The following is a 20,991-nucleotide window of genomic DNA, read 5'->3' on the forward strand; positions in this document are numbered from 1 at the left end:
CTGTGCGGGGCGGCACTTACTTTCTTTGCCGCCGCAAAGAAAGTAAGCAAAGAAAGCGGGCTAACACCGCCCGTTCTTGACCTCCGCCTGAGGGCCCCCAACGGGTCTTATCCTTCACACGGCAACCTCTCAGTCCCCACCCGTTGCCAACACTCTGAATTAGCGCCTCACCCACTTCAATCACCCGTAGCGCAGCCAGCGGCAGCGAATGGTTGATGCCGCCCAGGTGGCAAACTGTGTGTAGGTCGCAGTACTTCACACGTCGGCGCTCTTACGACACCGACCGTGCTTTTCCGTCCGGAGTGAAGCGCATACGCGGCGAAAGCCTACACACAGTTTGCCGCTGTAGAACGCGGGCGATTTGATCGCGCGTGCGGCGACGCGAGAGTATGAAGCGGGTGAGGCGCTCAATAAGAGCGTTGGCAGCGGGCATCGAGAAGAGCGATGTCGCGAACAGGACGGGGCCGTTGGGGGCCCGTGGGCAAGGACAAGGACTAGCGGTGTTCAGCGGCTTTCTTTTGCCTACTTTTCTTTGCCGCGGCAAAGAAAAGTAGGTGCCGCCCCGCACAGGGGCGACGCTAGCAAACCAGATACATCACGCGGATGCCAGCAGAGAAGCCAAAACAAACCAAACCCTGCACTCACCCCACACCCCTGTGTGGCCCCTCCTCCATGATAAAATCTCGGTCTGCCCACCGACTCGGGCAGTGCACCCCAGCGGCAGCGCTTGAACCGCTCCAACCGCTTCCGTCGGTCTCACGACGCTAGCGCAGCGTCACCCCAGACGCGCAAAAGGGTGCGACCAGACTGACATCAGGGCGCGAGCGCAACATCCGCACCGCCCGACAAACGCAACGACATTTGCACAATGCGTGCGCCCCACTGGCGCGCGCGACGGAGAAAGGTATGGCGGGTCATTCGAAATGGGCCAACATCAAGCATAAGAAAGCAGCGGCCGATGCCAAGAAAGGCAAGGTCTGGACGCGGCTCATCAAGGAAATCCAGGTCGCGGCCCGCATGGGCGGCGGCGACATCGACTCGAACCCGCGCCTGCGGCTCGCCGTCGACAAGGCGTACGACGCCAACATGCCGAAGGACAACATCAACCGCGCCATCCAGCGCGGCGTCGGCGGCGTGGATGGCGCGAACTACGAAGAAATCCGCTACGAAGGCTACGGCATCGGCGGCGCAGCCATCATCGTCGACACGATGACGGACAACCGCACCCGCACGGTCGCGGAAGTGCGCCACGCGTTCTCGAAGTTCGGCGGCAACATGGGCACGGACGGCTCGGTGTCGTTCATGTTCGATCACGTCGGCCAGTTCCTGTTCGCGCCCGGCACGCCGGAAGACAAGCTGATGGAAGCCGCGCTCGAAGCAGGCGCCGACGACGTCGTCACGAACGAAGACGGCAGCATCGAAGTGATCTGCCCGCCGAACGACTTCCCGAAGGTCAAAGCCGCGCTCGAGGCAGCCAGCTTCAAGGCCGAACTAGCGGAAGTGACGATGAAGCCGCAAACGGAAGTCGAATTCACGGGCGACGACGCCGTCAAGATGCAAAAGCTGCTCGACGCGCTGGAAAATCTGGACGACGTGCAAGAGGTCTACACGAACGCGGCCATCGCCGACGAGTGACGCAGCAAATGGGGCGGCAAGTGAGCGCGCCGCCGCGGTCAGGGTTTCCGGTCAGGTTCCGGTCCCCTTCGACCCCGCGGCCGTCGCTGCGCTTCTTCTGCCTCCGCTGCACAGGCGTTGCAGCCTGAACGCGCACTCGTCCTCAGCGGCCGGTTCCGCTGCATTTCCAGCCACATGGCCCAGCTTTGTGGCCTGCGGCACACGCAACGCCCTCGCGTTGTGCGAAGTTGAATTTCCACGGCTCGCGCCCCAGCGCGGGCCGTTCACGGTTTTAAGCATTCGGGGAATCTCATGAAGTTACTCGTCGTCGGTTCCGGCGGTCGCGAACATGCGCTCGCGTGGAAGCTCGCGCAATCGGAGCGCGTGCAGCTCGTCTATGTCGCACCCGGCAACGGCGGCACCGCGCAGGACGACCGCCTGCGCAACATCGACATCACTGACCTGAACGCGCTCGCCGACTTCGTCGAGAAAGAGCAGATCGCGTTCACGCTGGTCGGCCCGGAGCAGCCGCTTGCAGCCGGCATCGTCAACGTGTTCCGCGCGCGTGGTCTGAAGATTTTCGGGCCGTCGAAGGAAGCGGCACAGCTCGAAAGCTCGAAGGACTTCGCGAAGTCGTTCATGAAACGCCACGCGATTCCGACGGCTGAATACGAGACTTTCGCGGACGTCGCCGCCGCGCACGCGTACATCGACGCCAAGGGCGCGCCCATCGTCATCAAGGCCGACGGTCTTGCGGCCGGCAAGGGCGTGGTCGTCGCGCAGACGCTCGACGAAGCGCATCAGGCCGTCGACATGATGCTGTCGGACAACAAACTCGGCGATGCCGGCGCGCGCGTCGTGATCGAAGAGTTCCTGGCCGGCGAGGAAGCGAGCTTCATCGTGATGGTCGACGGCAAGAACGTGCTGGCGCTGGCATCGAGCCAGGACCACAAGCGACTGCTCGACGGCGATCAGGGCCCGAACACGGGCGGCATGGGCGCTTACTCGCCCGCACCCATCGTCACGCCGCAGCTGCACGCACGCGTGATGCGCGAAATCATCCTGCCGACCGTGCGCGGCATGGAGAAAGAAGGCATCCGTTTCACGGGCTTCCTGTACGCCGGCCTGATGATCGACGCGCAAGGCAACCCGAAGACACTCGAATTCAACTGCCGCATGGGCGACCCGGAAACGCAGCCGATCATGGCGCGTCTGAAGGGCGACTTCTCGAAGGTCGTCGAACACGCGATCGCGGGCACGCTGGATACGGTGGAACTGGAGTGGGATCGCCGCACTGCGCTGGGCGTCGTGCTGGCCGCGCACAACTATCCGGAAGCGCCGCGCAAGGGCGATTTCATCAGCGGCATTCCCGCCGAGACGGCCGACGCGGTGACGTTCCACGCAGGCACGACGCTCAAGGACGGCAAGCTGACGACCTCGGGCGGACGCGTGCTGTGCGTGGTCGGTCTGGCGGATTCGGTGCGCAGCGCGCAATCCGTCGCCTATGAAGCGATCAACCACATCTCGTTCGACGGCATGCAGTATCGTCGCGACATCGGTTATCGCGCGGCCAATCGCAAGCACGGGTAAGCCCGTCGCGTTTTACTGAAAGCGCCGTGCGGCGTGGGGTCCGGGCATTGCGTCCGGACACGCCCCGGACCGGTGGTCTGCCCCAGCGGTCCGGCCTTTCAGGGCCAGTTGGCCGCGCCGGCGCTACACTTGGGTCTGTCGGCAAAGGTTCGCTGCTGCGGGCGACGATGTAAAAAATGGCAACTCGCCCACGACGGCGCCTGTTGCCCCGCAAGCCGCCGGCATTGCATCACGCCCGATCCGTCCTATTGAGACCCCACCGCGCCAGCGTTTTGTAGCTGCCGCGCCCCACACACCATGACCGATTCGATTCACGACGCTCACGATACCCAGACAGTCCGCGCCTGGATGCAAGGGCTGCAGACGCGGATCGCCGATGCGCTCGGCGCGTTCGACGGCACGCCGCTCGCCACCGATAGCTGGCGGCGCGCCCCCGGCGAAAAGCTGCGCGGCGGCGGCTGTACGCGCATTCTGGAAGACGGCCAGTTCTTCGAGCGCGCGGGCATCGGTTTTTCGGACGTGCAAGGCGACGCGCTGCCCGGTTCGGCGAGCGCGCTGCGCCCGCAACTGGCAGGGCGCGGGTTCGAGGCGATGGGCGTGTCGCTGGTGCTGCATCCGCGCAACCCCTATTGCCCGACGGTGCACATGAACGTGCGGCTGCTGTGCGCGACGAAAGCGGGCGAAGCGCCGGTGTTCTGGTTCGGCGGCGGCATGGATCTCACGCCCTACTACGGCTTCGAGGAAGACGCGCAGCATTTTCATCGCGTCTGCCGCGATGCGCTGCAGCCGTACGGCGACGATCTGTACCCGCGCTTCAAGCGCTGGTGCGATGACTACTTTTTCCTGAAGCACCGCAACGAGCCGCGTGGAATCGGCGGAATTTTCTTCGACGATTTTGCGGAGCCGGGCTTCGAACAGTCGTTCGCGATGGCCCAGAGCGTCGGCGATGCGTTCCTGTACGCCTATCTGCCCATCATCGAGAAGCGTCGCGACATGCCGTACGGCGACGCCCAGCGCGACTTCCAGGCCTACCGGCGCGGCCGCTACGTCGAATTCAACCTGGTGTTCGACCGTGGCACACTGTTCGGGCTGCAAAGCGGCGGCCGCACGGAATCGATCCTGATGTCGATGCCGCCCGTCGTGAACTGGCGTTATAACTGGCAGCCCGAGCCGGGCACGCCGGAAGCGCGCCTGTACAGCGACTTCCTCGTCCAGCGCGAGTGGGTCTGACGCGTAGCATCGCGCCCTACCCGCTTCAACCAAAAGGCAAAGGAACCGCAACTGAATCCAACCGCTCAACCCGTCGCGCCCCAACGGGCATTGCGCCGACGCATCGGCATACTCGGCGGCACGTTCGACCCGATCCACGACGCCCATCTGGCGCTCGCGCGACGCTTCGCCGACGCACTCGATCTGACCGAACTGGTGCTGATGCCGGCCGGGCAGCCCTGGCAGAAAGCGGACGTCTCGGCGGCCGAACACCGGCTCGCCATGACGCGCGCGGCGGCTGCGTCGCTGGCGCTGCCGGGCGTGACTGTCAGCGTCGCCACGGACGAGATCGAACACGACGGCCCGACCTACACCGTCGAAACGCTGCGGCGCTGGCGCGAGCGCGAAGGCGCCGATGTCTCGATCTCGCTGCTGATCGGCGCCGACCAGCTGGTGCGGCTCGACACGTGGCGAGACTGGCCGCGCCTGTTCGACTACGCGCATATTGCTGCAGCGACGCGCCCCGGCTTTGACGTGGCGACGGTGCCAACCGCCGTCGCCGCCGTTATCGCAGAGCGCGCGGCGAACGCCGAAACGTTGCAGGCGACGCCCGCCGGCCATTTGCTGATCGACACGTCGCTTGCGTTCGACGTGTCGGCCACCGACATCCGCGCGCATCTGCGCGCGTGGTTCGAAAACAACGCGGATACGTCCGCAAGTCACGCGGCGGCCCACGGCCAGTCCGCACCCGATCATGTCCCCGCCGCTGTGTGGGACTATATTGTTCAACATCATCTGTACCATCGGTAAACCATGGATATACGCAAGCTTCAACGCGCGATCGTCGACGGACTCGAAGACGTCAAGGCGCAAGACATTCGGGTGTTCAACACCAGCCACCTCACCGAGCTGTTCGACCGCGTGATCGTCGCGAGCGGCACGTCGAACCGCCAGACCAAGGCGCTCGCCTCCAGCGTGCGCGAGAAGGTCAAGGAAGCGGGAGGTGACATCGTCAGCACGGAAGGCGAAGACATCGGCGAATGGGTGCTGGTGGATTGCGGCGATGCCGTCGTGCACATCCTGCAGCCGGCGCTGCGCCAGTACTACAACCTCGAAGAGATCTGGGGCGACAAGCCGGTGCGCGTGAAGCTGTCGACGCCGAATCCGTTCGGCGGCGCCCGTCCGTCCGAGCCGCTCGATGACGAAGACGAGGAAGACGAAGCACCCGTTGCACGTCCCGCGCGCAAGGCGCCCGCACGCCGCCGCTCGTGAGCACGCGGTCGTCGATGTTATGGTTCGCGCCTGCTGTAGCCGACGTGCCTGACAGCACGCGAGGCTGCCGATGAAACTGCACATCGTCGCCGTCGGCCACAAGATGCCCGACTGGATCGCCACGGGTTTCGACGAGTACGCGAAGCGCATGCCGCCCGAGCTGCGTATCGAACTGCGCGAGCTCAAGCCCGAGCAGCGCTCGTCGGGCCGTTCCGCCGAAAGCGTGATGGCCGCCGAGCGCCAGAAAATCGAAACGGCGTTGCCGAAGAACGCGCGCATCGTTGCACTCGACGAACGTGGCAAGGACTGGACCACGATGCAGCTCGCCAACGCGCTGCCTTCGTGGCAACAGGACGGGCGCGACGTCGCGTTTCTGATTGGCGGCGCGGACGGGCTCGACCCTGAGCTGAAGGCACGCGCGGACATGCTGCTGCGCCTGTCGAGCCTCACGCTGCCGCACGCGATGGTCCGCGTGCTGCTGGCTGAACAACTGTATCGCGCGTGGACCATCACGCAGAATCATCCGTATCATCGGGCCTGAACTCCGGGTCTGAACACGCCGCCCATCTTGCGGACGTGCATCGACGGGCACAACCTGGCCGAATGGCCAGGTGCGCGCCGCCCGCCTGCTCTGTTACGCTCAGCCCGTACCGTCGGTTTTGCCTTTGCGTTGTGTGTCCGCAAAACCGCGCGCCCCCTTTCTTTAAGACCGATCCATGTCCAATCAGTCCGCCGCTGTCTTTCCGTTCGTCTATCTCGCGTCGCAAAGCCCGCGCCGCCAGGAGTTGCTCACACAACTGGGCGTGCGCTTTGAATTGCTGTTGCCGCGTCCCGATGAAGACGCCGAAGCACTCGAAGCCGAGTTGCCCGGCGAGCGGGCGCACGACTATGTGATGCGCGTGTGTATCGCGAAGGCGCAAGCGGCGCGCGCGCGGCTCGTCGCGGGTGGACACCCGAACGCACCCATTCTCGTTGCAGATACAACCGTCACGATCGACGATGCGATTCTCGGCAAGCCAATCGATGCCGACGACGCCGTCGCGATGCTCACGCGCCTTGCAGGCCGCGATCATGAGGTCCTGACGGCCGTGGCCGCGGTCGATGCGCAAGGCGAATTGCTCGCGCCCGCGCTATCGACATCGCGCGTGCGATTTGCTGCAGTGCAAAGCAATGCGCTGCGCCGCTATGCCGCTAGCGGCGAGCCGCTTGGCAAGGCGGGCGCATATGGCATTCAGGGGCGCGCAGCGGAGTTCATCGAGCATATCGACGGGTCCTATTCAGGTATCATGGGTTTGCCATTGTTTGAAACCGCTGCCCTACTCCGTGCGGCGCGCATCGACTTCTAGAACAACACCATGAACGAAGAAATCCTGATTAACGTTACGCCACAGGAGACGCGCGTAGCGTTGGTCCAGCAGGGCGCAGTGCAGGAGCTTCATGTCGAACGCACGCTGTCGCGCGGGCGGGTCGGCAATGTCTATCTCGGCAAGGTGGTACGCGTGCTGCCGGGCATGCAGTCCGCGTTCATCGATATCGGTCTGGAGCGCGCAGCGTTCCTGCACGTCGCCGATATCTGGCATCCGCGGCTCGCGGGCGAAACGCAACAGCCGGTGCCGCATCAGCCTATCGAGAAGATCGTCTTCGAAGGGCAGACGCTGATGGTGCAGGTCGTCAAGGATCCCATCGGCACGAAAGGCGCGCGGTTGTCGACGCAAGTGAGCATCGCCGGGCGCACGCTCGTCTATCTGCCGCAGGAACCGCATATCGGCATTTCGCAAAAGATCGAAAGCGAAGCCGAGCGCGAGGCCGTGCGTGCGCGGCTCACGTCGGTGTTGCCCGTCGACGAAAAAGGCGGCTATATCGTGCGCACCATCGCCGAAGACGCAACCAGCGAAGAGCTGGCCGGCGATGTCGCGTATCTGCGCAAGACATGGGCGACGATACTTTCGCAGGGGCAGCGCATGCCGCCCACCAGCCTGCTCTATCAGGATCTGAATCTCGCGCAGCGCGTGCTGCGCGACTTCGTCAACGACGAGACCACGCGTATTCAGGTCGATTCGCGTGAGACGTACCAGATGCTGTCGGAGTTCGCGGCCGAGTTCACGCCTGCCGTGTCGTCGAAGCTGCATCACTACACGGGCGAGCGCCCCCTCTTCGACCTGTACAACATCGAGACGGAAATCCAGCGCGCGTTGTCGCGGCGCGTCGATCTGAAGTCGGGCGGCTATCTGGTGATCGACCAGACGGAAGCCATGACGACCATAGACGTGAACACGGGCGGCTACGTCGGCGCACGCAATTTCGATGACACGATCTTCAAGACGAATCTCGAAGCGGCGCACACCATCGCGCGCCAGTTGCGCCTGCGCAATCTGGGCGGCGTGATCATCATCGACTTCATCGACATGGAAAACACCGAGCATCGCGATCAGGTGCTCGGCGAGTTGAAGAAGGCGCTGTCACGCGACCGCACGCGCGTGACGGTCAACGGCTTCTCGCAACTCGGGCTGGTCGAGATGACGCGCAAACGCACGCGTGAATCGCTTGCGCATGTGCTGTGCGAACCCTGCCCCGTTTGTCAGGGCAAGGGCCAGGTCAAGACGGCGCGCACGGTCTGCTATGACGTGCTGCGGGAAATTCTGCGCGAGTCGCGGCAATTCAATCCGCGCGAGTTTCGCGTGGTCGCGTCGCAGCAGGTGATCGATCTGTTTCTCGAAGAAGAATCCCAACATCTGGCCATGCTGATCGATTTCATCGGCAAGCCGGTGTCGTTGCAGGTGGAGTCGAATCTGAGTCAGGAGCAGTACGACATTGTGCTGATGTAACCGTCCCCGACGCCATCGCCCCTCCCGTGGCACAACGTTTGCTGTACAGCATTCGACACCGCACGCGGGAGGCGCCATGCGCTCCGAACAATACGACTACAACGACGATCAGACACCCCTGCCAAACCCCTGCTACGACGGGCCTTACCGCCCGGCCGCGCAGCAGGAGGACGCGCTTCCGAAACGCTCGATCGGGGGCCTGCTGACCTTCGGCATCGCGTGGCTCTTCGGCCTCGAAGCGCTGCTTTCCGACGACGAAATCTGACCCGCCGATGCAACGCGCATCAATCGCCGATACGAAATTTCAATGACTTCCGTGTAGAGGTTACAGAGATTCATCGATCGCGGTCTCTCGGGGCGCGGAGCGGCGGAACGCGAGAGGCGTGACAGGCTAGCCAACGCCCTGAACCGGCAAATCAACTAGACTTGCAGTATGCAGTTGCAATAGACGGAGGCTGCCATGGCTGAATCAATGGTTGGCATCGTGGTCGGCATCGTCGTGCTGGCGGTCATCGCGACGCTGTTGTCGCATCAGTTGCGGCGCGAGCATCACTCGCATCACGTTCGTGAGGGGATGTCGGGCCGCTACGACGGGCATCGCTGGTGGGAACGCCTGCGCCACCGGCACTGAAACCCTCGACACATCGCATCGCGCCGCGCGCTGCGGCGCACGATACGCGGCAAGCGTCAGCGTCGCCCGTCATTCTCAGGCCGCCCGCCCCGCCGCTCCGCACGGAGACAATCATGCCCGACGACGCCGCAACGCTGAGCTGGCAAAAAGTCGACTATGAAGGCTTCGAGATTTACGTCGCGCCGTCGCTAAAAGACGGCAGTGAACGCTATACGTACGTCGGCTATGTCTGCCATCCCGGTGCCGATCCCAAACTGCCCGGCCACGCGGTGCATTTTCATGCGGACGGCGAGGAGTCGTTCAAGACACTCGACGATGCAACCTACGAAGCGGTGCATGTCGGCAAGAGCATCGTCGAAGGCACCCATCCTGATCTGTCGGTGCTGTCGCTGGTGACGAGCGGAGTGTGAGCGGATTCGACTCGCCTTAATTTGCGCGTAACGTGGCCGCGCGCTCTTCGGCTTGCGTAGGCGTGCCGCTCCGGCAACTCAGAAAAATGCCGACGAGGAATATGAACAGATTGCCTTCGGTAAAGTTGAGCAACAGCGAATTCGCAAAACAGCCCACCACAAACGCGAACAGGTAGGCGAACACGATCGTGCGCGCTGGCTCGCGCAGTTCAAGCATGGATCGCGCGATCTGCACGAGCATAAACACGAACAGCGCAATGCCCACGATGCCCAGCTGAACGCCCATCAGCAGGAACTCGTTATGCGGATTGCCCGCGGTTGCCGCCGCCGCGCCCGTATTGTTGCGCGCAAGCGCATCGAACTCTGTGCGCACGGTGCCCACGCCATGACCGATGATCGGACGCTCGGCGATCAGCTCGACGCTGCGGCGGTAGAACACGATGCGCACGCCCATCGACGTGTCCTTGTTCGATGTTTCGTATGCGCTGATTTCCTCATGCGTTTCCGCAAGACGTGAACTGTGCGAATGCAGTGCCGCATACACGAGGCCGCCCGCGACGGCCACCAGCACGGCACCGCCGCCCCACCTCATCCACGGCTTCACGCTGTGCAGCGACCTGAAATACGTCACGAAACAGATCACGATGTAGCAGATCGCGATGACCTGACCCGTGCGTCCCTGCATCATCAGCAACACGTTGATAATCGCGAGCAGCGCGATGGCGTAGAGCGCGATCTTCGCGGCGCGGGCGCGCGCGTGTCGCGCGAAGTTCAGCGCCAGATAGAACAGCAGCGCCGTCACAATACCCGCGGATATGTGGTCCTTGAATACCCACGCACGGCGGATCGGATCCGTATTCGAGTGCCACGGCCCGATCGACGTCCAGCCCAGGTAATTCGAGCACGACAGCAGCATCAACAAGGTCAGCGCACTGAACAGCACCCACTTGGCGGCCGTCGTCCACGCAGTCGTGCGGCAATCCCGGAACGTCAGGAGCAGCAGCGGCAAATAGATCAGCTTGCGATACTTCATCAGAAAGTCGAGCGCGTCCGCGCGGCTTGCCGTCGTCCAAACGAGGCTCAGCGCCAGCGCGCCGACAAGGAGCAGCGCCGCGACGCTCACGCGGTCCGTGAAGAGCGAGCGCCAGTTACGCCACACTTCGGGAGACAGCAGCGCGCACACCGCGAACAGCGTCGCTGCGATGTTCACGCCCGCCGTCGACAGCGGCACCGCAAACAGCACCAGAAGCGCGAAAGTTCGCGCAAGGATCAACGGATACGATTCTCTTGTAGCGTGTTGCATGTGTGCTTCTACTCTCAATGACGAATTGCGCTCGCGTAGCCTTGGACCGAGAACTCGCTGCGTCGATGGCCCGATTTCCGTGACCGGTGCCTTTAGTTGATCTTGGTGTTCCTGCTTGCTTCAACTGCTGATATCCGCGCCCGAACGACGGATCACGCCATTGCCATCATCTCATGGCGGCCATGCGATTTGGCTGTGCGGCCGCCCGCATCGCAAGCAACGGTAAGGCGGTGAAATTCATCCCGCGGGTCCGCGCAGGTAGAAAGCCGTACGTGACTCGAGCGCTGCAGGCGAATACAGCTGCTCGACCGTCTTGCGCGCCGCGCCACCGATCTTTTCGCGCAACGCAGGCTGCTCGATCAACTGGGCGAGCATGGCCAGCGCCTCTTCGGATGTATCGAACAGAAAGCCGTTCTCGCCGTGACGAATGACATCCGCGTAGCCGCCGTGGCGGTGACACACGACAGGCAAGCCGCACGCCATCGCCTCGAGCACCACGCGACCGAACGTCTCGACATGCTCGCCCGTGCGGTAATAGAAGATATCGAGCTCGTGCAGGAAATCCGGCGCAGTCATCGCGCCTTCGGGTAACAGGCGGATCGCGTCGTCTTGCGGCAGCGCGCCCGCGAGCGTTGTTGCGCCCTGCAGCAGCAGCTTGCAGCCACGCGCGGCGAGCGTCTTGTACACGGGGATATCGTCGGGATGATGCTTGTCGGCCGTATCGCGGCTCAGACGACCGATCACCGGCTGCGCGTGCGCTTCCCGCATGCGCGGCGCAAAACGGTCGACATCGATCGGCGACGGCTGGATCTCGCCCTTGACGCCGAGCAGCTGCGCCTGAAACGACGAGATCAGCACGAACTCGGTCGCGGGCCAGCGCAGCAGCGCCGGCGGCGACGACGTCAGTGCGAGCAGCTTCGGATGAAACGTGTTGAACACGTACACCAGCCGCTCCGGACGACCCGCGAAATACGGCCACAGACGGTGGCGCCAGTGCGCACCCACGAACACATACGTGCCGCCGCGCGGCATGCTGGCCTTGAACGGCGCAAGCGGGCGGATCGGATATGCCGCCGACAGTTCCGTAGAGGTCCGCGACGACGTGCTCCAGAGCCGCACATCGCTCTTGTCATGTAGCAGCTCGTACAGGCGCAGCGCCTCCTGCTCGCTTCCGCCGTTCGGATTGTGAAACCCGTTGAAGATGTGAATCATGCCTTCTGTCTGAATGGTCGTCGCCTGCATCGCACGCATGGCAGCGGCGGGTGCGCCCGTGTGCGGCGCGAAGCCGCGCGGGCGTTCTCTCTATCGGGGACTCACGCGGCCGTCATGCCGCATGCTGCTGGAACTGGATCCGATGCAGATGCGCGTAAAGCCCGTTCTGCGCAAGCAGCTCGCGATGGCTGCCGCGCTCGACGATGCGCCCCGCCTCCAGCACCAGAATGCGGTCCGCGCGCTCGATGGTCGACAACCGGTGCGCGATCACGAGCGTCGTGCGGCCCTTCATCAGGGTTTCGAGCGCGGCCTGCACATGGCGCTCGGATTCGGAATCGAGCGCCGACGTGGCTTCGTCCAGAATCAGAATGGGCGCGTCCTTGTAGACCGCGCGCGCGATGGCAAGACGTTGCCGCTGGCCGCCCGACAGCATCATGCCGTTATCGCCGATGAGCGTGTCGATGCCGTTCGGCATCGCGGCAACCGTGTCCCACAGATTGGCGGCGTGCAGCGCCGCCTTCACGCGCTCGGTGTCCGCTGTCTTGCCGTAAGCGACGTTGTTCGCGATCGTGTCGTTGAACAGCACGACATCCTGGCTCACCATCGCGATCTGGCTGCGCAGCGCGTGAATGCCGTACTCGGGCAGCGCGACGCCGTCGACGAGAATCTCGCCGCTGCTTGGATCGAAGAAGCGCGGCAACAGGTTCACGAGCGTCGTCTTGCCGCTGCCAGACGGGCCAGCCAGCGCGACCATCTCGCCCGGCGCGACCTTGAACGACACGCGGTCGAGCGTCTGCCGCTGCATCGGGCCGCTTGCGCCGTACATGAACGACACATCGCGGAACTCGACCTCGCCGCTTGAGCGCTCGAGCTTGCGCCCGCCGCCTGCCGGCTCCGACGGTTCGTCGATCAGCCCGAAAATCAGCTCGGCGGCCGTCATGCCGCGCTGCAGCGGCTGGTTCACGTCCATCAGATGCTTGAGGGGCGAAATGATCAGCAGCATCGACGTAACGAACGCGACGAAACCGCCGACCGTCGTCTGATCGTGCGACGACTGCACCACGGCGATTGTGATCACCACGGCAAGCGCAATCGACGCCAGAAACTGCGTGAGCGGCTGCGCAAGACCGCCCGACACTGTCATGCGCATCGAGTAGCCGCGCAGCTGCTTGCTCATCTCGGTGAAGCGGTCGATTTCGTACTGCTCGCCGTTGTGCACCTTGACGACCTTGTAGCCGCCCACCGTCTCCTCGACGATATAGGACAGTTCGTTGGTGAGCGTCTGGTGCTCGCGATTCAGGCGGCGCAGCCGGCGGTTGATCTTGCCCACCAGCCAGCCGATACCCGGCAGCAGCACGGCGACGATCAGCGTCAGGCGCCAGTTCAGATAGAACAGATAGCCCAGCAGGAAGACGACCGTCAGCGAATCGCGCACGAGCGTGACCATCACGCCCAGCAGCACGTTCAGGATCTGGTTGACCTCGAAGACAATCGCGTTGATGACCGTGCTCGCCGTCTCGCGCTGGAAGAACGAGACGCTGCTGTGAATCATCCGGTTGAACATGGTCAGCCGCAGTTCCAGCAGGATGCGGTTCGACACGTAGGACAGCAGGTACCCAGACGCGTATTGCGTGACGCCGCGCACCAGCGCCAGGCCGATCACGGCGAGCGGCACGTACCACTTCGCGCTGTCACTGCCATGCGTGCCGAAACCGTGGTCGAGCAGCGGCTTGAGCAGCGCGGGAATCCCCGCCTCGGTGGCGGCAACAACGCCCATCGTGACGATGGCGGCAATAAAGGTCCACATGAGCGGCTTCACATACGGCCACAGACGGCGCAGGACGACGATCGTCGACGTGGTTTCACCGGAGCCGATGGGCTTGCTTAACGTTGGCTTGGCGCTCAAGAGTTCCTCTGGGAATGCGGGCGCGCTTCACGGCGCCCCTGGCCGCCCCCACGGGCGGATTGCAAATGCGACATTCTAAACCGTCCGGCATGTCATCCCGGCGCCGCTAAATGATTGGAAATCCACGCGTTTGCGGATTTTCCCGGCACCACGCGGGCATACCGGCCCGACACGCCCGTTCATCAACGGTTTGCGCCTGCCTCCGAGGTGCGCCGCTGTGTATACTTGCGCAACTTTCGCAGGGCGACGGTGCCTCGGCAGCAGGCTGCGTGGACCGTGCGCCGTCCCTTCCGGCCTCGATTCGCATGACACAACCCACACTCGGCGTCGCCATCATCACGAAGAATGCGGAGCTCCGGCTCGATGAATGCCTGCGCGCCGTCGCGTTCGCCGACGAAATCGTCGTCGTCGACAGCGGCAGCACCGATGCCACCGTCGACATCGCCCGCGCGCATGGCGCCCGCGTGCTCACGCACACCGACTGGCCCGGCTTTGGGCCACAGAAGAACCGCGCGCTGGACGCACTCGGCACGACGTGGGTACTGTCGATCGACGCCGACGAAATCGTCACGCCGGAACTGGCCGTATCGATTGCGGGCGCGCTCGCAATACCTGCCGCCGACGTCTATGCGATCGACCGCCTGTCGGCCTTCTGCGGACATTGGGTGCGCCACAGCGGCTGGTATCCCGACTGGATCCCGCGCCTTTTCAAACGCGGCATGGCGCGTTTTTCCGACGACCTCGTGCACGAGCGCCTTGTGTTCGATACACCCGCGAAACGGCTGGAGGGCAAGCTGATGCACCACTCGTACGAAGACTTCGAGACCGTGCTGCGCAAGCTCGACGCGTATTCGACGGCGGGCGCGCAACAGCGGCATGCGGCGGGACAGCGAGGCAGTTTCGGCAAGGCCGTCGGCCGGGGCGCATGGGCGTTCGTGCGCACGTATCTGCTCAGGCGTGGCTTTCTGGATGGCCGCGCGGGCTTCATGATCGCGATGTTCAATGCCGAAACCGTCTACTACCGGTTCATGAAGCTGGCGCAGCTTGGCCGCAAGGATGTTACTGAGCAGTGAGTGTGAGCATTGGTAAGCGCCACGCAGGCGTGGCGTCACGCTCTCACGCTCAGTAGACGATCTCGATCGCGCTGCCTGAAAACTCGCTGCGCAACGCGGCGAGCAATTCGTCGGTGGGCTTCACACGCCACGCATCGCCGAGCCGCACTTCGCCTTCCGCGTTGTCGCTGCGATAGACGATCTGCACGGCAAGGCCATTCGGCATCGGCGCAGAAGGCCGCTGCGAACGTGAATCGCCGTTACCGCCAAACCCGCCCCGTCCGCCGCCTCGGGCAGCAGGCGCCGGCGCGACCACTTCCGCATCTTCCGGCCTCGCGCGATACGCTTCGAGCACCGTGCGCAACGCAAGCGCATTCGCGTTGCCGTTCATCTGCACCTTCACAGCCTGCGCGTAGCGCGTGCGCGCGCGGCCGAGGTCCATCGGCGTATCGACGGTGAAGCGGATGCCGCCCGTGAATGCGTCGTTGCGCGCCTGACCTTGCACGACCAGCAGTTCGTCTTCCTTGAACAGCTGCTTGTGCGCCTCGAACTGCTCGTTGAAGACGGTCACTTCGCATTGGCCCGTGCCGTCGTCGAGCAGCGCGATCAGCATCTTGCCGCGTTGGGTCATCTGCGTGCGCAGCGACACGATCACGCCAGCGACCAGCTTGTCGCGCCCTTCCTTCAGTTCGCCGATCTTCTGGCGCACGAAGCGGCGCACTTCGTCCTTGTACGCATCGAACAGATGGCCCGACAGGTAGAAGCCGAGCGCGGTCTTTTCTTCCTGCAAGCGGCGTTTTTCCGGCCACGCGGGTTCGTCGACCAGTTCGTGACCTTGCGACGGCGCGTCGCCCATGTCGAACAAACCGGCTTGCAGTGCGTTAGCGCTCGCCTGATCGGCGGCTTCCATCGCGAGCGATACCGACGCGATCAGTTGCGCGCGATTGTCGTGCAGCGAATCGAACGCACCCGCGCGAATCAGCGCCTCGATCGTGCGACGATTGACGACGCGGCGATCGATCCGGTTGCAGAAATCGAAGATATCGACAAACTTGCCTTCTTCGCGCGCGCGGAGAATTTCTTCGATCGCGTTCTGGCCGCTACCCTTGATCGCGCCGAGACCATAGCGGATCGTGCGCGAGCGCTTGCCGTCGGCTTCCGCGACCGGCTCGAAACGGTACGCGGACAGATTGATGTCCGGCGGCAGAACGGCCATCTTGTTCGCGAGACAGTCTTCGAACAGGATCTTGACCTTGTCCGTATCGTCCATGGCCAGCGACATATTCGCTGCCATGAATTCGGCCGGATGGTGCGCCTTCAGCCACGCGGTGTGGTACGCAAGCAGCGCATAGGCGGCCGCGTGCGACTTGTTGAAGCCGTAGCCCGCGAACTTCTCCATCAGGTCGAACGTTTCGTCCGCCTTTTCACGCGTCAGCCCATTCTTGGCGGCGCCTTCCGCGAAGATCTCGCGGTGCTTGGCCATTTCCTCGGGCTTCTTCTTACCCATCGCGCGGCGCAGCAGGTCGGCGCCGCCCAGCGAGTAGCCGCCGATGATCTGCGCCATCTGCATCACCTGCTCCTGGTAGACCATGATGCCGTAGGTCTCTTTCAGAACAGGTTCGACGCGCGGATCCGGATACTCGACCGTTTCGCGGCCGTGCTTACGCGCGCAGAAGCTCGGAATCAGGTCCATCGGGCCCGGACGATACAACGCCACCAGCGCGATGATGTCCTCGAAGCGGTCAGGCTGTGCGTCCTTCAGCATGCCCTGCATGCCGCGGCTTTCCAGCTGGAACACAGCGACCGTATTCGCTTTCTTGAGAATCGAGAACGACGCGGGATCGTCCAGCGGCACCTGCGCGAGCGACCAGTTTTCCTTCGACGGATCGAGACGGCGAATATAGCGCTCGGCCCAGTCGAGAATGGTCAGCGTAGTCAGACCCAGGAAGTCGAACTTCACCAGACCGACGGCTTCGACGTCGTCCTTGTCGTACTGGCTCACGACGCCGCTTTCGTCGCCCTGCGTGTAGAGCGGACAGAAATCCGTCAGCTTGCCGGGCGCGATCAGCACGCCGCCCGCGTGCATGCCGACGTTACGCGTCAAGCCCTCCACGCGCTGCGCGAGTTCGAGCAGCTGGCGCACTTCGTCTTCGTTGTCGAAGCGCTCCTGCAGAAGCGGCTCTTCCTTCATCGCGTCGGCGATGGTGACGTGCTTGCCCGGCTTGAACGGAATCAGCTTGGCGACGCCGTCCGTGAACATGTAGCCGAGATCGAGCACGCGGCCGATATCGCGCACGGCGGCCTTCGCGGCCATCGTGCCGAACGTGGCGATCTGCGAGACGGCATCCGCCCCGTACTTCTCCTTCACGTACTGGATCACGCGATCGCGGCCGTGCTGGCAGAAGTCGATGTCGAAGTCGGGCATCGACACCCGCTCCGGATTCAGAAAACGCTCGAACAGCAGGTTGTAGCGCAGCGGATCGAGATCGGTAATGCCGAGCGCGTACGCGACCAGCGAGCCAGCACCCGAACCCCGGCCCGGCCCAACGGGCACGCCGTTGTTCTTCGCCCAGTTGATGAAGTCCGCAACGATCAGGAAGTAGCCCGGAAAGCCCATCTTGATGATCGTGCCGCACTCGAAGTCGAGGCGCGCGTAGTACGTCTCGCGCTGCGCGTCGCGTTCGGCCTGCTCGGGGAACAGTTGCTCAAGACGCTTTTCGAGGCCTTCTTTCGACAGTTGCACGAGGTAGTCGTCGAGCGACATGCCGTCCGGCGTCGGGAACAGCGGCAACTTGGGCTTGCCGAGTTCGAGCGTGAGGTTGCAGCGCTTGGCGATTTCAACCGTGTTCGCGATCGCCGACGGAATGTCGGCGAACAGCGCCGCCATTTCGTCCTGCGTGCGGAAAAACTGATCCGTCGAGAAGCGCTTCTGACGACGCGGATTCGCGAGGATGTCCCCTTCCGAAATACATACGCGCGCTTCGTGCGCGGTGAAGTCGTCGGGCGTCATGAACTGCAGCGGATGCGTGGCGACCACGGGCAGCTTCAGCGCTGCAGCGAGCGCAACCGCCTGCTGCACATATGCTTCCGCACCCGGCTGGCCGCCGCGCTGCAGTTCGATATAGAAACCGTTCGGGAAGATCGCCGACCAGCGCTGCGCGTTGCGCCGCGCCGCTTCTTCGTTGCCCGCCGCGAGCGCCATGCCGACGTCGCCATGCTGCGCGCCCGACAGCGCGAGCAACCCTTCGGCAAGTCCGCTTTCGAGCCACGCCGGCTCCACTTCGGCACGTCCGCGATACTGGTTCGTAAGCCACGCCTTCGACAGCAATTCGCAAAGATTCAGATAGCCGGTCTTGTTCCTGACCAGCAGCAGAAGGCGAGAAGGCTTGTCGCGGTCGTCGGGATTCGTGATCCAGACGTCGCAGCCGGCAATGGGTTTGACCCCTTTGCCACGGGCTTCCTGATAGAAACGAACGAGACCGAATGCGTTGCCGAGATCGGTGAGCGCGAGTGCGCCCTGACCGTCTTTGGCAGCGGAATCGACGACGTCGTCGATACGCACGATGCCATCGGCAATCGAGAATTCGGAGTGAACGCGGAGATGGACGAAGCGGGGATCTGACATGGGCGACATTGTAACCCCGCCCTCCCGAAAATTTTCGGCCAAAGCGGCGCTGAAAGGCCGCGTTGGCCATCTGGCCAGGCGCATCTGCGTGCGAGCCTTTGTCAACGGTTCTTTGTGCGAATCGGGGTCGGCCGCCCGGCTATTTAGACGCAGATCAATATGCCGTTCGGCGGATTGCGGGCCGATTCTCAGGATGAGGGATAATACGCGTTCGAATCCATTTTCTGCCGTACGCGTGCTGCGCCCGCCCCGATGCGCGCGCCGGGCACGGCGCTTTATCGCTGGACCAGCATGAATATCCTGAATCTTTCGTCCTATCAGTTCGTCACGCTCGACAAAACCGTCGAATGGCGGCCGCTCGTCACCGCGCGCTGCAACGAACTGGGTCTGCGCGGCACGATCCTGCTCGCGCCGGAGGGCATCAACCTGTTTGTAGCGGGCGAAATCCCGCAAGTGCGCGCATTCATCGACTACATGCGCACGGATCCGCTCTTCGAAGGCAAATTCGCCGAACTGCAGTTCAAGGAGAGCCTGTCGGAGAAGCAGCCGTTTCGCCGCATGCTGGTCAAACTCAAGCGCGAAATCATCACGATGAAAAAACCGGCTATCCAGCCGGAACTGGGCCGCGCTCCTTCCGTCAGCGCGCACACGCTGAAGGAATGGCTCGACCGCGGCCACGACGACGCGGGCCGCCCCGTCGTGATGCTCGACACGCGCAATGCGTTCGAAGTCGACGTCGGCACGTTTGACAACGCGCTCGACTACCGGATCACGAAGTTCAGCGAGTTTCCTGAGGTGATCGAACAGAACCGTGCCGACCTAGAAGGCAAGACCGTCGTATCGTTCTGCACGGGCGGCATCCGCTGCGAGAAAGCGGCGATTCACATGAAGGACGTCGGCATCGAGCACGTCTATCAGCTCGAAGGCGGCATCCTGAAGTATTTCGAGGAAGTGGGCGGCGCGCACTACAACGGCGAGTGTTTCGTGTTCGACTATCGCACTGCGCTCGACCCGAATCTGCAGCCCACGGCGACCGTGCAATGCTTCGGCTGCCGCGCCGTCGTCACGCCGGAAGGTCAGCAGTCGCCGTTGTACGTGCCGGGCAAGACTTGCGCGTCCTGTCATCCGGAAGCGCAGCAGCAAGCCGGTACGGCGCACGCGGCGTAGTCACGCGGCGCGCCATCATCGCTCGCATGAAATTGTTCAGCATGAGCCGCGCGCTGAGGCTCGTGGCAGTCTCGCATGACTGAGGTTCACGATTTCTATCGCGGCCGTTTCGCGCCCTCGCCCACGGGCCCGCTGCATTTCGGCTCGCTGGTCAGCGCACTCGCAAGCTGGCTCGATGCGCGCGCCAACCGCGGCGTGTGGCTCATACGCATCGAGGACATCGACGCACCGCGCACGGTGCCGGGCGCAGCGGAAGACATTATCGACACGCTCGCGCGCTTCGGTATGGTGGCCGATGAGCCGCCCGTCTGGCAGAGCCTGCGCATGCCGCTCTATCAGCAGGCTCTTGAACGCCTGCAGGCTGCGGGTCTCGTCTATCCATGCGGCTGCACGCGCAAAGAGATCGCTGATTCGCTCGTTCGGGCCCACGCCCGCCACACTACCCTCGCATATCCCGGCACCTGCCGCAACGGCCTGAACGGCAAGCCCGCGCGTGCATGGCGGCTGCGCGTGCCTGATGGCGACGCCGCTGTCATCACGTTCGACGACGGCTGGCAAGGCCCGCAGACGCAGAATCTCGCCACGGAGGTCGGTGATTTCGTCTTGCGTCGCGCGGACGATCAATGGGCTTATCAACTGGCTGTTGTCGTCGACGATGCGGATCAGGGCATCACGCATATCGTGCGTGGCGCGGATCTGCTCGATTCGACGGCGCGGCAGATTTATTTGCAGCAGTGTCTGGGGGTGCCGACGCCCGCTTATCTGCATGTACCCGTTGTGACAAATGCCGACGGTGAAAAGCTCAGCAAGCAGACAGGCGCACTGGCGCTGAATGCGGCCGAGCCGCTCGTTGCGCTGAACGATGCTGCGAGGCATCTTGGTTTGCGCCTGACCGGCGCGGCGGCGACGTCGCTTGATGTGTTTTATTCGGAAGCTGTCGCTGCGTGGGCGGAGCGGGTGAAACGGTGAATGTGCTTTTGATGGTTTTGGGTTTTTGTTTGGGCCTTTGTACTGGCATCCGCGGTTTGTTATCGGTGCTTCAGGCGTTGCCCCCTGTGCGGGGCGGCATTTGATTTTTGGCTTGTCTTGCGACGCTGGTTTGGTTTGCTTGTTTATTCGCTGGCATCCGCGCTATGCCTTCGTGCTTCACGCGTCGCCCCTGTGCGGGGCGGCAC

18 protein-coding genes are annotated in these 20,991 nt (G+C 63.4%); 14 read left to right on the forward strand and 4 right to left on the reverse strand.

All coding sequences use genetic code 11. The features are described from left to right. Positions 1 to 906 precede the first annotated feature (906 nt). The 11 genes from G3O01_RS31325 to G3O01_RS31375 all read left to right on the forward strand — a co-directional run bounded on the left by G3O01_RS31325 (position 907) and on the right by G3O01_RS31375 (position 9,551). A complete protein-coding gene (locus G3O01_RS31325) occupies positions 907 to 1,635 on the forward strand; it encodes a YebC/PmpR family DNA-binding transcriptional regulator (protein ID WP_205810866.1) in 729 nt (242 codons plus the stop codon). 291 nt (positions 1,636 to 1,926) lie between these two features. After that, positions 1,927 to 3,204: a phosphoribosylamine--glycine ligase gene (gene purD / locus G3O01_RS31330; RefSeq protein WP_205810867.1), complete on the forward strand. Its 1,278-nt coding sequence runs from the start codon at positions 1,927 to 1,929 to the stop codon at positions 3,202 to 3,204. A 297-nt stretch (positions 3,205 to 3,501) separates the two neighbouring features. Continuing rightward, on the forward strand, positions 3,502 to 4,434 hold the full coding sequence (gene hemF / locus G3O01_RS31335; RefSeq protein ID WP_205810868.1) for an oxygen-dependent coproporphyrinogen oxidase: 933 nt from the start codon (positions 3,502 to 3,504) through the stop codon (positions 4,432 to 4,434). Between the two features lie 51 nt (positions 4,435 to 4,485). Next, complete coding sequence (locus tag G3O01_RS31340) at positions 4,486 to 5,223, forward strand: nicotinate-nucleotide adenylyltransferase (protein ID WP_205810968.1); 738 nt, start codon at positions 4,486 to 4,488, stop codon at positions 5,221 to 5,223. A gap of 3 nt (positions 5,224 to 5,226) precedes the next feature. Next, the gene (gene rsfS, locus G3O01_RS31345; RefSeq protein ID WP_205810869.1) at positions 5,227 to 5,685 is read left to right on the forward strand and encodes a ribosome silencing factor; all 459 of its coding nucleotides are present in this window, start codon (positions 5,227 to 5,229) and stop codon (positions 5,683 to 5,685) included. Between the two features lie 70 nt (positions 5,686 to 5,755). Further along, the gene (gene rlmH / locus G3O01_RS31350; RefSeq protein ID WP_205810870.1) at positions 5,756 to 6,226 is read left to right on the forward strand and encodes a 23S rRNA (pseudouridine(1915)-N(3))-methyltransferase RlmH; all 471 of its coding nucleotides are present in this window, start codon (positions 5,756 to 5,758) and stop codon (positions 6,224 to 6,226) included. Between the two features lie 175 nt (positions 6,227 to 6,401). Beyond that, entirely contained in the window at positions 6,402 to 7,031 is a 630-nt protein-coding gene (locus G3O01_RS31355) for a Maf family protein (RefSeq protein WP_205810871.1), read from the forward strand. A gap of 9 nt (positions 7,032 to 7,040) precedes the next feature. Next, positions 7,041 to 8,510, forward strand: coding sequence for a ribonuclease G (gene rng, locus G3O01_RS31360; protein WP_205810872.1), 1,470 nt, complete (start codon positions 7,041 to 7,043; stop codon positions 8,508 to 8,510). A 76-nt stretch (positions 8,511 to 8,586) separates the two neighbouring features. Beyond that, entirely contained in the window at positions 8,587 to 8,775 is a 189-nt protein-coding gene (locus G3O01_RS31365) for a hypothetical protein (protein WP_205810873.1), read from the forward strand. Between the two features lie 195 nt (positions 8,776 to 8,970). Beyond that, positions 8,971 to 9,141, forward strand: a complete 171-nt coding sequence (locus G3O01_RS31370) for a hypothetical protein (RefSeq protein ID WP_205810874.1) — start codon at positions 8,971 to 8,973, stop codon at positions 9,139 to 9,141. A gap of 113 nt (positions 9,142 to 9,254) precedes the next feature. Beyond that, entirely contained in the window at positions 9,255 to 9,551 is a 297-nt protein-coding gene (locus G3O01_RS31375) for a hypothetical protein (protein WP_205810875.1), read from the forward strand. 16 nt (positions 9,552 to 9,567) lie between these two features. Here the strand turns inward: G3O01_RS31375 and G3O01_RS31380 are convergent, their stop codons facing one another. From G3O01_RS31380 to msbA, 3 genes are all read right to left on the reverse strand, one after another. Beyond that, a complete protein-coding gene (locus G3O01_RS31380) occupies positions 9,568 to 10,854 on the reverse strand; it encodes an O-antigen ligase family protein (protein WP_205810876.1) in 1,287 nt (428 codons plus the stop codon). A 237-nt stretch (positions 10,855 to 11,091) separates the two neighbouring features. Further along, on the reverse strand, positions 11,092 to 12,105 hold the full coding sequence (locus G3O01_RS31385; protein WP_205810877.1) for a glycosyltransferase family 4 protein: 1,014 nt from the start codon (positions 12,103 to 12,105) through the stop codon (positions 11,092 to 11,094). Positions 12,106 to 12,178: 73 nt separating this feature from the next. Continuing rightward, entirely contained in the window at positions 12,179 to 13,972 is a 1,794-nt protein-coding gene (msbA, locus tag G3O01_RS31390) for a lipid A export permease/ATP-binding protein MsbA (protein ID WP_205810878.1), read from the reverse strand. A gap of 305 nt (positions 13,973 to 14,277) precedes the next feature. Between msbA and G3O01_RS31395 the strand changes: the two genes are divergently transcribed. After that, positions 14,278 to 15,045 (forward strand): glycosyltransferase family 2 protein, encoded by a 768-nt coding sequence (locus G3O01_RS31395; RefSeq protein ID WP_205810879.1) that lies wholly within the window; start codon positions 14,278 to 14,280, stop codon positions 15,043 to 15,045. A 49-nt stretch (positions 15,046 to 15,094) separates the two neighbouring features. Here G3O01_RS31395 and dnaE read toward each other — a convergent pair whose 3' ends face one another. Continuing rightward, positions 15,095 to 18,658, reverse strand: a complete 3,564-nt coding sequence (gene dnaE, locus G3O01_RS31400; RefSeq protein ID WP_205810880.1) for a DNA polymerase III subunit alpha — start codon at positions 18,656 to 18,658, stop codon at positions 15,095 to 15,097. Positions 18,659 to 18,940: 282 nt separating this feature from the next. Here dnaE and G3O01_RS31405 point away from each other — a divergent pair, with 282 nt between their 5' ends. After that, complete coding sequence (locus G3O01_RS31405; protein ID WP_205810881.1) at positions 18,941 to 19,816, forward strand: sulfurtransferase; 876 nt, start codon at positions 18,941 to 18,943, stop codon at positions 19,814 to 19,816. A gap of 75 nt (positions 19,817 to 19,891) precedes the next feature. Beyond that, entirely contained in the window at positions 19,892 to 20,785 is an 894-nt protein-coding gene (gene gluQRS / locus G3O01_RS31410) for a tRNA glutamyl-Q(34) synthetase GluQRS (RefSeq protein ID WP_205810882.1), read from the forward strand. Positions 20,786 to 20,991 lie beyond the last annotated feature (206 nt).

The organism is Burkholderia sp. Ac-20365 (genome assembly GCF_017104715.1).
Classification (GTDB): domain Bacteria; phylum Pseudomonadota; class Gammaproteobacteria; order Burkholderiales; family Burkholderiaceae; genus Paraburkholderia.